The 13,389-nt window shown below is 61.1% G+C and carries 13 protein-coding genes; 4 read left to right on the top strand and 9 right to left on the bottom strand.

Annotated elements, in window-relative coordinates; translation table 11 throughout:
• Positions 1-6 precede the first annotated feature (6 nt).
• Entirely contained in the window at positions 7-1,437 is a 1,431-nt protein-coding gene (locus tag DXH78_RS08170; RefSeq protein ID WP_168192742.1) for a UbiD family decarboxylase, read from the top strand.
• Between the two features lie 11 nt (positions 1,438-1,448).
• Positions 1,449-2,519, top strand: coding sequence for an NAD(P)-dependent oxidoreductase (locus DXH78_RS08165; protein ID WP_115516566.1), 1,071 nt, complete (start codon positions 1,449-1,451; stop codon positions 2,517-2,519).
• A 72-nt stretch (positions 2,520-2,591) separates the two neighbouring features.
• Here DXH78_RS08165 and ald read toward each other — a convergent pair whose 3' ends face one another.
• The 3 genes from ald to DXH78_RS08150 all read right to left on the bottom strand — a co-directional run bounded on the left by ald (position 2,592) and on the right by DXH78_RS08150 (position 5,600).
• Positions 2,592-3,707, bottom strand: coding sequence for an alanine dehydrogenase (ald, locus tag DXH78_RS08160; protein ID WP_115516565.1), 1,116 nt, complete (start codon positions 3,705-3,707; stop codon positions 2,592-2,594).
• Positions 3,708-3,972: 265 nt separating this feature from the next.
• Positions 3,973-4,806 (bottom strand): ABC transporter permease, encoded by an 834-nt coding sequence (locus DXH78_RS08155; protein ID WP_115516564.1) that lies wholly within the window; start codon positions 4,804-4,806, stop codon positions 3,973-3,975.
• Positions 4,803-5,600 (bottom strand): ABC transporter permease, encoded by a 798-nt coding sequence (locus DXH78_RS08150; protein ID WP_168192741.1) that lies wholly within the window; start codon positions 5,598-5,600, stop codon positions 4,803-4,805. Before DXH78_RS08150 ends, DXH78_RS08155 begins: the two co-directional genes overlap by 4 nt.
• A 37-nt stretch (positions 5,601-5,637) precedes the next feature.
• Here DXH78_RS08150 and DXH78_RS19605 point away from each other — a divergent pair, with 37 nt between their 5' ends.
• The gene (locus DXH78_RS19605) at positions 5,638-5,841 is read left to right on the top strand and encodes a hypothetical protein (RefSeq protein WP_147292590.1); all 204 of its coding nucleotides are present in this window, start codon (positions 5,638-5,640) and stop codon (positions 5,839-5,841) included.
• Here DXH78_RS19605 and DXH78_RS08145 read toward each other — a convergent pair.
• From DXH78_RS08145 to DXH78_RS08120, 6 genes are all read right to left on the bottom strand, one after another.
• The gene (locus DXH78_RS08145) at positions 5,811-6,203 is read right to left on the bottom strand and encodes a MarR family winged helix-turn-helix transcriptional regulator (protein ID WP_168192740.1); all 393 of its coding nucleotides are present in this window, start codon (positions 6,201-6,203) and stop codon (positions 5,811-5,813) included. The two genes, DXH78_RS19605 and DXH78_RS08145, sit on opposite strands and share 31 nt — an antisense overlap.
• 150 nt (positions 6,204-6,353) lie before the next feature.
• The gene (locus DXH78_RS08140; RefSeq protein ID WP_115516561.1) at positions 6,354-8,066 is read right to left on the bottom strand and encodes a GMC family oxidoreductase; all 1,713 of its coding nucleotides are present in this window, start codon (positions 8,064-8,066) and stop codon (positions 6,354-6,356) included.
• A 45-nt stretch (positions 8,067-8,111) separates the two neighbouring features.
• On the bottom strand, positions 8,112-9,086 hold the full coding sequence (locus tag DXH78_RS08135; protein WP_115516560.1) for an ABC transporter substrate-binding protein: 975 nt from the start codon (positions 9,084-9,086) through the stop codon (positions 8,112-8,114).
• A 49-nt stretch (positions 9,087-9,135) separates the two neighbouring features.
• Positions 9,136-10,077 carry a DUF6282 family protein gene (locus DXH78_RS08130; protein ID WP_115516559.1) on the bottom strand — a complete coding sequence of 314 codons (942 nt, stop codon included), beginning with the start codon at positions 10,075-10,077 and terminating at the stop codon, positions 9,136-9,138.
• Between the two features lie 246 nt (positions 10,078-10,323).
• Positions 10,324-11,319, bottom strand: a complete 996-nt coding sequence (locus DXH78_RS08125) for an NAD(P)-dependent oxidoreductase (protein ID WP_115516558.1) — start codon at positions 11,317-11,319, stop codon at positions 10,324-10,326.
• A 2-nt stretch (positions 11,320-11,321) separates the two neighbouring features.
• Positions 11,322-12,083, bottom strand: coding sequence for a class II aldolase/adducin family protein (locus DXH78_RS08120; RefSeq protein ID WP_168192739.1), 762 nt, complete (start codon positions 12,081-12,083; stop codon positions 11,322-11,324).
• Positions 12,084-12,264: 181 nt separating this feature from the next.
• Here DXH78_RS08120 and DXH78_RS08115 point away from each other — a divergent pair, with 181 nt between their 5' ends.
• The gene (locus tag DXH78_RS08115) at positions 12,265-13,356 is read left to right on the top strand and encodes an NAD(P)/FAD-dependent oxidoreductase (protein WP_115516556.1); all 1,092 of its coding nucleotides are present in this window, start codon (positions 12,265-12,267) and stop codon (positions 13,354-13,356) included.
• Positions 13,357-13,389: the final 33 nt, after the last annotated feature.

The following is a 13,389-nucleotide window of genomic DNA, read 5'->3' as shown; positions in this document are numbered from 1 at the left end:
CCGGAAATGTACCGCGACTTGCGTGAATTCATCGATCTCGTGGATGGGCTGGGTGCGCTGCGGCGGATTGATAATGCCGATCCCATGCTTGAGATCGGCGGCATCACCGAAGTCGCCGCCGGCATGCCGGAATGTCCGGCCATCCTGTTCGACAACATCAAAGGCTATCCGAAGGGCTTTCGGATTTTCACCAATGCCACAGTCAGCGCGCAGCGCGCCGCTTTGGCACTCGGACTTGACCCGCATCTGCGGCCGCTCGAGGCGCTCAAGGCCTGGATGGCCAAGCGTCAGACGCTGAAGACGCTCGACCCGGTCGTCGTCAAGGACGCGCCCTATCTCGAGAACTCGGTGACAGGCGACGACGTCGATCTGGCGCGCCTGCCTGCGCCGCACTGGCACCCTGACGATGGCGGCCCCTATATCGGATCTGGCAGCCTGGTGATCATGGGCGATGCCGACGATGGCTGGGTGAACGCCTCGATCTATCGCGTTCAGGTACACGGCCGAAACCAGGTGACGATCCAGTTCGATCATCAGGGCCGCCATGGTGCGATGCTATCCAAAAAGTACTGGGAGCGCGGCAAGCCCTGCCCCGTGGTTGTCGTCAATGGCGAAGACCCCGCCCTGTTCATTGCCGGCTTCGAATATCTGCCGGCCGGCCAGTCGGAATACGCCTTTGCCGGTGCGATCAAGGGTTCGCCCATCGAAGTGCATCCCGGTCCCTTCACGGGTCTGCCGATCCCGGCCTATGCCGAAAGCGTTCTTGAAGGCGAACTGCTGCCGATGCCTGAATTCAGCCTGCTCGAAGGGCCGTTTGGCGAGTTCACCGGCTACTATGCCGCCGACAAGCGGCCGGCGCCGGTGATGAACGTCAAGGCGATCCATCACCGCACCAATCCGATCCTGCTCGGGTCGCCGCCGATGAAGCCGCCACGCTTTCACTTCGGCCTGCCGTTCCGCGGCGCGGGCATCTGGCAAAATCTGATTGCCTGTGGCGTCACTGACGTCGTCGGCGTCTGGCAGCATGTCTCCCAATTGATGACCGTGATCGCGCTCGAACAGCGCTATCCGGGACACGCCAAGCGCGCCGGCCTGATTGCGGCAGCGAACAGTTATATGGGCCGTCTTGTCGTGGTCGTTGATGAAGACGTGGACCCGTCCAATCTCGCGGACGTGATGTGGGCAGTGACGACTCGCTCGGAGCCGTCGGAATCGGTGGACATCGTGCGCGGCGGCTGGAGCTCCGGTCTTGATCCTCGCCTGACTCCGGAAGCGCGCGATCAGGGTTTGACGCAGAACTCTAAGATGATCATCGACGCCTGCCGTCCCATCGGCTGGCGGCACAAATACTCGAAGACGTCCGCGCTCTCGATTGCCGAAACGCGCGTCATCGAGGACAAGTGGATGGCCAGTCTGCGCCCGACGGCCAACCCCTGACAGAGCCTTCCATGCCGAAGCCCAAAATTCTTGTGTTCGCGCCGCTCGCGGGTAGCGAGTCCATGATGGATCAGCTGGCGGCACACGGGTACGACATGGTGCTCGGCGAGCCCCGCTGGCAGCAGCCGGGCCAGGGGCATCCTTCGGAGATCGCCGCTGCCGCGCGTGACGCCGTGGCGCTAATGGGCACCTCGATCCGCGCCACGCCGATCACACGCGAAGTGCTCGAGGCATCGCCGAAGCTGCGGACGGTGACCAAGTATTCGGTCGGCGTCGACGATGTCGACGTCAACGCGGCGACCGAGCTCGGCATATTGGTGTGCCACGGACCGACCGAGGACAACTGTTTCGCGGTCGCGGAGAACGCGGTGGCGCTGATGCTGGCGCTGCTCAAGAAAATCCATCGGCGCGACGCCGATGTGCGGGCCGGCAAATGGCGCGAAGAACAGCACGCCGCGACCTATCTCGGCGCTCGCGTGTCGGACGGTTATCCGGGCATCACGGTCGGGCTCGTCGGTCTGGGCCGTATCGGCACACGCGTCGCCCAGCTTCTGGCGCCCTGGCGGCTGCGCATTATCGCCTACGACCCTTATGTGTCCCCTTTGACGTTCATGCTCGCCGGCGTCGAGCGCGTCGATTATGAAACCTTGCTGGCCCGTGCCGATGTCCTGTCATTCCACGTCACGCTGACCGACGAAACGCGCATGATGTTCGGTGCGCGTGAGATCGGGCTCATGAAACCCGGCGCCATCCTCATCAATACCGCTCGCGGCCGGATCGTCGACGAGACCGCCGTCGCCGCCGCCCTACGCAACGGTGACCTGGGCGGCGCTGCAATCGACGCTTTCGAGGAAGAACCGCTGCCGATGAACTCGCCATTGCGTGGCATCGGCGACACTCTGATCCTGTCGCCGCACGCGACGGCCAAGACCGACACGGCGGAATTGCGTGCCGGCGCTGAATGGGCCGGCAGGTCGGTGCATTGCGCCCTCACCGGCCGCGTCCCCGACAATGTCTATAACAAGGACGCCATCGCGCTCTGGAAGAAGCGCTTCGGCGGCGTCGATCTGACCCAATCCTGAGCGGCCATAGAAAAAGGGCCGCCCTTGCGGGCGGCCCAGTCACCGGGAGGGGATCCGGTGGATCCGGCCTTGTTACGCCGCAATGGCGTTTTCGGCCGAAACGTATGGCAGGTTGAGGCTGTCAGCGACGGCCTTGTAAGTCACCTTGCCCTTATGAACATTGAGGCCATTGCGCAGGTGCGGATTGGCCAGCAGCGCGTTCAAGCCTGACGTGGCCAGAGCAAGCCCGAACGGCAGTGTCGCGTTATTGAGCGCGTGGCTCGAGGTTACCGGGACAGCACCCGGCATGTTGGCAACGCAGTAATGAATGACGCCATCGACCACATAGGTCGGCTCAGCATGCGTCGTCGCATGCGAAGTCTCGAAGCAGCCGCCCTGATCAATCGCGACATCGACGATCACCGCCCCGGGCTTCATCGTCTTGAGCTTGTCGCGGCTCACCAGCTTCGGCGCGCTGGCGCCGGGCACCAGTACCGCGCCGATGACCACATCGGCCGCCGCAACCTCGTTGTCGAGCGCCTCGAAGGTCGAATACAGCGTGCGAACCCGGCCCGCGAACATTTCGTCCAGCTCACGCAGGCGGGGCAGCGAGCGGTCAAGGATTGTCACCTCGGCACCAAGCCCGACCGCCATCCGTGCTGCATGCAGGCCGACGACGCCGCCGCCAACAACAACAACACGACCCGCCGGCACCCCCGGGACACCGCCAATAAGAAGTCCCCGGCCACCAGCCGGCCGCTTCAAGGCAACGCCTGCCGCTTCGATCGCAAGACGACCGGCAACTTCGCTCATCGGCGCCAGCAGCGGCAGACCGCCTCGCTCATCGGTCACCGTCTCGTAAGCAACAGCGGTGCAACCGGACTTGATCAATGCCGCAGTCTGTTGCGGATCGGGCGCAAGGTGCAAGTAAGTGAAGAGAATCTGGCCCTCGCGGAGCTGCGCGCATTCCTCAAGCTGCGGCTCCTTGACCTTCACGACCATGTCGGCGGACTTGAACACGTCCTGGGCCGTTTTCGCGATATCGGCGCCCGCCTGGCGATAAATGTCGTCGCTGGCGCCGATACCGGCACCTGCGCCACTCTGGACCAGCACTTTGTGGCCGCGCTGAACATACTCGCGCACCGCTGCCGGCGTCAGGCCGACACGGTACTCGTGGGTCTTGATTTCCTTCGGAACGCCGACAAGCACGGGCTCTCTCCCCTTAGGTCTCACGCCGTGAATTCTCTATAGCGCATTATGTTACAAAACATATGTATATACCATACATATTTTTGCCTAGCCCACACACGAGTTCCGCGCCCAGCGCAAAGCGTACGCAGGCTGACGACCGGCAAATTGGCAACTGGTAGTATTGATTGATCGAATGCCGGCGCGGTGTCCTAGCGACCTCGCACCCGACCGCCGCCGGAGCGGACGATCGGGCGAGTCAACTCAGACGACAACACGGCTGACGCTAGGCGCCCGATACCGTCGCGACCTTGGGTTGCCTGCCGGCCAACATGGCCCGACTGCGCTTCCACATGGCGCCAATGTCCTCGCCGATCGTGAAGAGGTAGTTCACGAGTGCCGTGACGAGGAAGATCAAGATGGCGTCGGCGTAGACAAAGCCCATCTGATACTGGTCGGAGTACCGCATCAGGCGATAACCAAGGCCGCCGTTGGAATATGAGATCTCCGCCGCCAGCACGCCAATGATCGCCATCGACATGGCAAAGCGCAGGCTGGTCAACACGGGATCGGCCATCGCCGGCAGGTACAGTTTGCTGATCATCTGCCAAGGCGACAAGTTGAAGCTGCGGCCGGTGAGCAAATAGATCTTGGGGATCTGCACGAAGCTGCTCGCGGTGCTGAGCACCACCGGGAAAAACGCCGACAGCCCCGCTTTCGCGATTTTCGACTCGATGCCGAGGCCGAAGATGAGAAACATGATCGGCAGGAAGATGATTTTCGGCGTGCCGCCGATAGCGTTGATGAAGGGTTCTATTACACTGCGCAGGAACGGCTGCAGCCCCAGCAATATGCCCATGAACACGGCAATTATCGAGCCAAAGAAGAACCCGACGACCGATGCGAACAAAGTCAACCAGAGGTCCTTGTAGAAGCCCGCCGTCATCAGTTCCGTAACGAACGCGCTCGCAACGGTCCAGGTCGAAGGAATCACGCCGTCGAAAAAGAAGCCCGAACGGCCGGCAAACTCCCAAGCGGCGATAAAGCCGACAATAGTGAGCACCCGGATCCAAAGAACGCGCTGACGCAGCGCGGCCGGCGAGAGATCGGCGTCGCTCATCGGGACCTCACCAGCTTTTCACTCACGCCGATCGTCCAGTTCAGAAGAACGCTGACCAGCGTCACTGCGCCGATGGCGCCATAGGTTGCAGGAATGTCGAAGTGGAAATAACGATCCGCCACCAAACGACCGAGACCGCCGAGATCGACCAGATACTCGATCGCCACAATATTGATGAGGGTGTACATCAACGCCAGCCGGAACCCGGTGAATATGGTCGGCGCGGCAGCCGGCACCATGATCTTCCAGAAGATCGTGCTTCTGCTCAGTCCGAAGCTCTCGCCGACATTCAGATAGGTCTTCTTGACGCTGCGAAACCCGTCCTGGACATGCAGGATCAGCGGGATCACGCCCGGCAAGAACCCCATGACGATGAGGGTGACAACGTTCCGGCCGAAAATCACGAGGAAGAGCGGAAACAGCAGGAATATCGGCGCGGCCGACAATGCGGCCAGCCAGCCGGTATAGGCGATGGAATAAGCGCGCCGCCTGTAGAGAAAGTAGCCGAACGGAATGGCGACAATCAATTCCAGCAGGATCGCGACGATGGTCGTCGTCATCGTCAACCGGAAGGCGCCAAACAGATCGTAGTCCCGCTGAAGCTTGGCGATGCCAGCGATCGCCACGCTCGGCCGGGCCACCACGGCCGGCGAAACCACGCCAGATGCCACTAGCCACTCCAGGGCCAGCAGCATCGCCACGAGCAGCGCAAGAGCGCTGAGCAGGGGTGAGCGGATCACCCTGAAAAGGAGCTGCGTAAACGCGCTGCCACCGTTCACCGATACCGCAGTCACTGACACCTGATCATCCCGGATGCTACGTGATGGCGTAATGACCATCATGCCCGGCCCAGCGGCCAAGGCAATGACGGTGCATCATTTTATTTATGATAAGTCAACTCAGTTTCTTTTGTCAACTGTCTGGGCTGCTTTGCCGCACCCTGTAGCGCACCAAAAATTGCGCAACGACAAGCTGAAATGCCGGGCAGAGCGCATTCATTTTGATCATTCGATGGTCGTGTCAGTGCCGATGTAGAACATCACCGTCGACAACGCGATCCGGCGCTCGTTGGGCGACAACTGGCTCGCGAAATAATCGACATGCGGGCGGACATCTGCATCCACCCGGTTGCATAGATCGCGGCCCGCATCCGTTATGCGAAGGATCGTGACGCGCGCGTCGGAAGCCAGTGACTCGCGGACCAGAAAACCCCTGCGGACAAGACCTTTGACAAGGTTCGAGGTGAAAGCCGTCGTGATGTCGAGACGTTCGCCGAGCTGGCTGACACGCAATGCCTGCCCCGCGCTGCCATAGACCTGCAGCAGTGCCTGATGGGCCAGCGGGTCAATGCCCAGTTCCTTGGCCTTGTCTTCGACGATACGGAACAGCTTGCGCAAAATGTAGCGAGCATGAGCGACGGCGACGAAATAATCGTGTTGTTTGTTCGAACCCCGCCCCCGGCCCGGCCCGTCTGGCTGTCTGGTCCGTCGTCCACCGTTCGACATATTGCCCCGCATGGCGCCCACGGCGCCGACTTGAGGACGGCGCTAGTGGGCGTCGGCCTTGACGAGATCCGCAATCCGTTCCGCCATCATGATGATGGGGACATTAGTATTGGCGCGCGGAATGCTAGGCATGATCGAGCCGTCGCACACCCGCAATCCGGTCACGCCCATGACGCGCCCGTTCGCATCCGTAACAGCTTTCTTGTCGTCGGTCGCTCCCATACGGCACGTCCCGGTTGGGTGCCAAGTCCCGCCGGTCGATTTCAGCACGAATTCTTCCAGCGCGGCGTCGTCGGCCAGCAGATGCTTCAACGTCAATCCTTCGGTGACAACCGTGCGGATGAGTGTGGCACGCAATGTGGCGCCGACCGAGTCGAGCAGCATGCCGAACGCCGCGAGCCGAAAAGCATTGTAGGAATTGATCGCGGACACCTTCTTGATCCGATCGGAGAATACCGCCGGGAACGGCTCTCCGGTCACCTGTCCGCGATAGAGATCGTTCAGCACCGAAGCTGCGATTCGAACGCACTGCTTCATGCGTTCGCGGTCGCGCGCATCCGACAACAGGCGAAAATCGACATCCGGCCGCGCGCGATGATCCATCGATCGCAACCGCACCTCGCCGCGAGAATAAGGCTTGTTGATCCAGAAGAACATCGTGCCGAGGCGCCGTCCGATCGCGTGCCACGCCGATTTGGCAAGAATCTGAAAATGCAGATCGCCGACACCGGCGCCCTCGAGTCCGGACGACAGCCGAAGGCAGGCCTGCGCCTGGTGCGTGGTGTCATCCGTGATGCGGTCCTCTGGCGCGAGATAGGACGACAGCGACAGCGACGGATGCTCCATCAGGTTCTGGCCCACACCGGCACGATCGGCGATGACGTCGACGCCAACTTCGCGCAAATGCGCCGCCGGCCCGATGCCGCTGCGCATCAACAGCGCGGGCGAATGTATACCGCCACAAGAAACGATGGTTTCGGTAGCCCTGATGACCATCGGGCCTTCGGATGTCAGCACTTCGACGCCGATGGCCTGGCGGCCATCGAACAAAATGCGTGTGACCTCGATGCCGGTCATAATACGGAGGTTCGGCCGTTTGCGGGTCTCGTCTGTGAGATAGGCGAGCGAGGTCGGCAGGCGTCCGCCCTCGTCGGAGGAGGCCACGGTGACGGCGAAGACGCCGTCTTCCCAGACGCCATTCTGGTCATGCCGCAACTGATGCCCGCGGCGCACGAGAGCAGCGCGAACCTGTTTGACGAAGGGTGAAATACTGTCGTCGCGATGACGACGGATGAGAATCGGCCCGCTCTGGCCGTGGAAGTCACCGTTCAGATCGCGATCGGTCTCGAGCTTGCGGAAATACGGCAGCACATTCTGCCAGCCCCAGCCAGTGGCGCCGAGATCGTGCCACTCGTCGTAATCGTCAGGCGCGCCGCGGTTGGCGACCATGGCGTTAATACAAGAGCCGCCGCCAAGCACTTTCGCCTGCTCGTAGATCCGGGGCGCTCGGGCTTCCGCAGCGTTGGCGCGGGTCATGCCGAGGCGGGCCTTCAGGCCGGCCCACTTATAAACCGGGTTCAGAAACGCCTTGCCCGGATAACCACTCGCAATGTCGGCAGGGACGTCAGTTGAACTGACGTCCCTGCCTGCTTCGATCAGGATGACCTTGCGGCCCACATCTTCACTCAACCGGGCCGCCAGAACACATCCGGCGGAACCGCCACCTACAACCAGAACATCGGCTTCAAGAAGCACTTGAGTGTTACTCGGAACTGATTGAGGCAGTGGGCTTTCCGCGACTTACTTCTTCGGCTGATAAACGACGTCGATCAGCTCCTTGAGCTCCTCAGCCGTCGGCGCCTTGTCGATGTACTTGTTCTCGACGGCGCGCTGCACGGCGACATCGAATTTCTTCATCTCCCAGGCCAGAGCATCGCGCTTGTAGTAGCCCATGGCGATCTTTGCGATGTTCTCGTCGATCTTGTTGATCTTCGCGTACATCTTCACGCTCTCGGCCGGGTTGGCATAGGCCCAGTCGATGCACTTATCGAGCGTTTCCATGAACTTGACGGCCACCGGGCGACGCTTCGTAACGAAGTCGATGCTGGCGATGTTGACGCGATTGGTGACGTCGGCGAGGCCAGGCACTTCGTCGCCGGCAAAGAGCACGCGAATTTCCTTTTTCGCGATCGCGTCCATGCCGTAGGGAGGGAACGTGTAGGCCGCGTCGATCTGCCCGGTTTTCAGCATCGTGCGCGTGGCATCGAGACCGCCGCTGACCACCATTTTGAAGTCGATGCCGGCCTGCTTCTTCAGATCGAACAAAACGATTTCCGAAGCTGAGCCTGGACGCGGGAAGCCGACCGTCTTGCCGGCGAGATCCTTGGCGGTCTTGAGCGGGCTGTTGGCGTCGACGTAGTAAAGCGTGTCGTTCTGCCCAACGAATTCCGAGCTGATGATCTTGAACTTGGCGCCCTGCTTCGTGGCGGCAAGCACGGAGTTAACGCCCGGCGAGTAAGCAACGTCCATTCCGCCAACCAGCACAGCCTGCACGGTTTCCGAACCGCCACGCGTCGACACGATTTCGACGTCGAGACCGGCCTTTTCGAATTCGCCGCGTTCCTTGCAGAACGTCGGCTGGCTGGTGTCCCACAGGCCAACGAAGGACGCTGCGACCTTCACCTTCTCCAAGGCGTGAGCCGGCGCGGCCCCGATCAGGGGAACCATACAGGCCGCAATCAAGAGCGCATTGCGGCTTCCATGTCTCTTATTCATGTTCAATCCTCTTTATCTTGGGCACCAGCGCCCTCGTTACCAGCAACTTTCAAGAACCCGTCGCGCCAATGAGACGCGCGGGATTTCGGCAGATCATGTCCTTGATGGCATCGATCGAAACATTGCACTGAAGCAGTGTGCCGACCACGAGCCTGACGGCCTCGCTCGCGGGAGGGAACCAGTCGAAAAAATAGTCAGACGTCAGAACGATCTTTGCCGAGCCGAGGCGCTCGATGAGCGCGACAAACTCAGCGATACGCATGCGCATGTAGAGCGGCATGAAACCGATGGCGCAGACTTCGCAAACAGCGCCGAGACTGACCATCTCGTCAATCTGCTCAAGCGTCGCGCCCACGGTACCGCTGTCGGGATGCGTGAACACAAAGCGCTCGATGCCGGCGTCTTTGATCGCGCCGGCAAGCGCTATGCTTTCCTGCGCCGAGATATGCCCGGTACAAACCAGCATGTCGTGCTCGGCCGCAACCGCAAGGCATTCACGCACATCACTGCCGACTTTGCCGCCGGCATCGGTCACGCGAAGGCCGTAGTCAGACGGCAGATCCTTCGTGCGCTTGAGATAAGCCGGCATGATTTGCCTGCTGATGCCGCCGCGCTCGATATCATTCGCAGCGCTCCACGTCGGAAACCACATGACTCGCGCGCCCTGCAGCGCAGCCGACTCCACCGCAATCGGGTCGAAGCCGCCGACAACCCGATTGAGCGTGATGGACGGGATAATATCGATTCCCGGCACGAGATTGCGCAAATGGTATGCGCGTCCGACGGTCGGCCAGAAGTGTGACTTCAACACCACCGCTTTGAAACCGGCATCGCGCGAACTGATAAGATTATCGACATCGGAATAACGCGTCCGGCAGTCGAGGCTCATTTCCGGATAGCCGTGGCGGTGGATATCGTAAGCACCGACAAGCAAAGCATCGGCGAGGGACCCGCGCCCGCTTTCACTCGATGCCTCGACGCCGACCTGCACAAACCGCCCCCACGCGCGAACCTATGCTGATAACCCATATATGGCAGTTATCTTATCTACCTAACTAACACTGTCAACAAACCAGACAGGCCTTAATTGCGCGTTTTAGGCACATTGGCTGCCCTCGCGCGCAGCGTATTGCCCAATGCGGAGGCATCGCGGCGAACTGCGTCATCACGCCACGACGGTTGCTTACAGTCGCACGCCGGTCAGTTTTTCCGTCGCGCAAAAAACGCCACCTCGAAATCAAACCCAGCGCCGCTCTTCCTCGGGGACGCGATGACGTACTTCGCCGGTTAGCAGGAAGTGACGAACATTCGCGGCAGCCTGTTGTGCAATCGCAGCCGCCATCCCCGGCACCCGCGATGCGTTGTGCGGCGTGCCGGCAAGGTTCGGCAAATCGAAGAATGGATGATTGAGGTGAAATCGGCCTTCGTTGAAAGGCTCTTCCCACCATGCGTCGAGACAAGCGATGAAGGCCGGATTGGCGACCAGATGGTCGTACAGTGCCTTTTGATTGATAATTCGGCCGCGGCCGACATTGATCAGAATCGCGTCGCGGCGCATGGCGGCAAGCTGCGTGGCCCCCACCAGATCGCGGGTCCGCTCCGTCAGCGGCAGCGTGATCACGACGACCTGAGCGTCCGTGACCATCTCGTTAAAATCTTGAAGTGTCCCCACAGCCGACAGCGATCTGTCGTCCGTTACGCCGGACGAATTGATCGCGTTCACTTTCATGCCGATGGCTTGGAACAGTCGCGCGGTTGCGCGCCCGACCTGCCCCAGCCCGATCACACAGCACGTCGCGCCGGAAAGCATGCGCGTTTCGGCCATGAAATTGAACTCGCCGCGCGCCAGCTCACTGCGATGCAGAAACAGACCCTTCGCCGCTGCGAGGGCAAAGGCCAGGACATGCTCGGCGATTGCGGGGGACTGCACGCCAATGGTCGGCGCCACGGCCGTTGCCGCGGGAATCATTTCGAAATGCAGGTGGTTGACGCCGGCAGTAGCAACTTGCAGCAATTTGGCGCGAATGGACCCCCACTCTTCGGTATTAATTTCCGAATGCGGCAGGAAGCTCAGGAGTACGTCGGCCTCCGTCAACCATTGCAGCCGGTTCGCTCCGGCATCGCTCAGAAAGCGGACATCGGCGATATCCGATAGGGCCTCTGTGAACACAGGCCGCACGTTATCGGATCGCTGATGGCAGGCCAGGACGCTCGCGCGTGGTCGAGCAGGCATTGCTAGAGCCGGTAGGACGCGTCGAGCTTGTCAGCGAGCCGCAAGCACGCCGCCCAGTCTTTGCCGCCATTTTCCGTGAGCTTGTACTTTTCCATCTGCGCCGCGGCGAATTCGGCCGTGTCTTCGTCGGGGATGATGAGTTCGGTGCCGCCGGCCAAGGCCGCAACCTGTGCGCGACAGGCGAATTCGAGAAAATGATGCTTCAGAAACGCTTCGGCGATCGTTGGTGCGATCACCAATGCTCCGTGATTACGCATGATCACGACATTCTTGTCGCCCAAATCATCCAGAAGCGCATTGCGCATGCCCTTCTCGAGTTCGAAGCCCTTGAAGTCATGATATGCGACGCGGTTATGAAAGATGACCGAGTGCTGGCTGATCGGCAGCAATCCGCATTTTTGCGAAGCAACGGCGATATTCGCCGGGGTATGCGTGTGCATCACGCAACCGATTTCCGGCCGCGCCTCGAGGACCGCCGCGTGGATCGTCTTGACGGTTTCCATCATCGGGCCGGTATCGGGCCCTACCGGCGTGCCGTCGAGCTTGTATTTCCACATGCTTGACGCGGTGGTTTCGCGAAACAGAAAATCGTCCGGCTTGATCAGGAGATGGTCCGGCTGATCCGGGATACGTGCCGAAATGTGGTTATAAGTGAGGTCCTCAATACCAAAATGAGCCAGCAGCCGGTGGCAAGCTGCCAGTTCGACCCGGCATTGCAGTTCCTCGGGAGAAGTTTTCTGCTGCGCGATGGAAAGAGCCAGCACGAGGACCTCGCTTGAAACCACTAAGATACCGCAAGGCTGACACCATCTCTTTGGTAAGTCAACATAGCTATCTTTTAGATATATATGGGCGCCCGGCCGGAACCTATATAGTTGTCTAAACTAAGGTTTGTGAGTAACTAAACCGACCGGGGGCCGTCCCCCTTCAGTATGGAGCAAGCGCTTGCAGGTGTTGGTCATTGGGGCGGGGGTGGTCGGCCTGGCCGTCGCACGCGCCGCCGCGAAAAACGGCCACGACGTGATTGTCGCCGAAGCCGAAAATGCCATTGGCACCGGCGTGTCGTCGCGTAACTCCGAGGTCATCCACGCCGGCATGTACTATCCGACCGGTTCCCTCCGGGCCCGCCACAGCGTCCAGGGCCGGCGGATGCTCTATGCGTTCTGCGAGTCGCACGGCGTGCCGCACCGCAAGTGCGGCAAGCTTATCGTTGCGACAAGCGAGGCTGAAACCGCGAAAGTCGAGCAGATCGCCGCGCAGGGACGCATCAACGACGTCGAAGATCTGACAATGCTGACGGCGGCCGAAGCCAGGGCGCTGGAACCGCAACTGTCCTGCACCGCGGCTCTTCTGTCGCCGCAAACCGGCATCGTCGACGTCCACAGCTACATGCTGGCGCTGGTGGGCGACATCGAAGATGCCGGCGGCGCGATTGCTTTCAACACGCCGGTCACCGGTGCGGTGCGCAAGGACGGGCAATGGCTCGTGGCATTCGGCGGCGACGATGCCGGCGAAGTCGCCTTCGATGCCGTCATCAATTGCGGCGGCCTTTCTGCTCAGATGATCGCGCGCACCATGCCCGACTATCCGTCGGACCGCGTGCCCAAGCGTGTTCTCGCGAAGGGCAATTACTTCACCTATGCCGGCAAGCCAGCCTTCAGCCACCTGATCTACCCAACGCCGGTCAATGGCGGACTGGGCGTTCACGTGACGCTCGATCTCGCGGGCCGCATGCGTTTCGGCCCCGATGTCGAGTGGATCGAAGAAGAGTACTATCCGGTCGATCCGCGGCGCGCCGACTCCTTCTACGAGCGCATCCGCACCTACTGGCCGGCGTTGAAGGACAATGCGCTGGCGCCGGACTATTCCGGCATCCGGCCCAAGCTCACCGGCCCCGGCGAGCCCGCCGCAGACTTCCTCATCGATACGCCGGATCGACACGGCCTGCCGCATCTGGTGCAGATGTTCGGCATCGAGTCGCCCGGACTGACCAGTTCGTTGTCGCTGGCCGAAACTGTCGTCAAGGCCATCGAATAGAGGCATCGGGGACGACCGCGCCCAACGTGGCGC

Origin of the sequence: Undibacter mobilis, from assembly GCF_003367195.1 — a bacterium.
Classification (GTDB): Bacteria; Pseudomonadota; Alphaproteobacteria; order Rhizobiales; family Xanthobacteraceae; genus Pseudolabrys; species Pseudolabrys mobilis.
This window is presented reverse-complemented; position numbering and strand designations above follow the sequence as displayed.

Coding starts and splice junctions, on each gene's coding strand:
- DXH78_RS08170 (WP_168192742.1), top strand. CDS start 7: ATGTACCGCGACTTGCGTGAATTCATCGATCTCGTGGATGGGCTGGGT.
- DXH78_RS08165 (WP_115516566.1), top strand. CDS start 1,449: ATGCCGAAGCCCAAAATTCTTGTGTTCGCGCCGCTCGCGGGTAGCGAG.
- DXH78_RS08155 (WP_115516564.1), bottom strand. CDS start 4,806: ATGAGCGACGCCGATCTCTCGCCGGCCGCGCTGCGTCAGCGCGTTCTT.
- DXH78_RS19605 (WP_147292590.1), top strand. CDS start 5,638: ATGACCATCATGCCCGGCCCAGCGGCCAAGGCAATGACGGTGCATCAT.
- DXH78_RS08135 (WP_115516560.1), bottom strand. CDS start 9,086: ATGAATAAGAGACATGGAAGCCGCAATGCGCTCTTGATTGCGGCCTGT.
- DXH78_RS08125 (WP_115516558.1), bottom strand. CDS start 11,319: ATGCCTGCTCGACCACGCGCGAGCGTCCTGGCCTGCCATCAGCGATCC.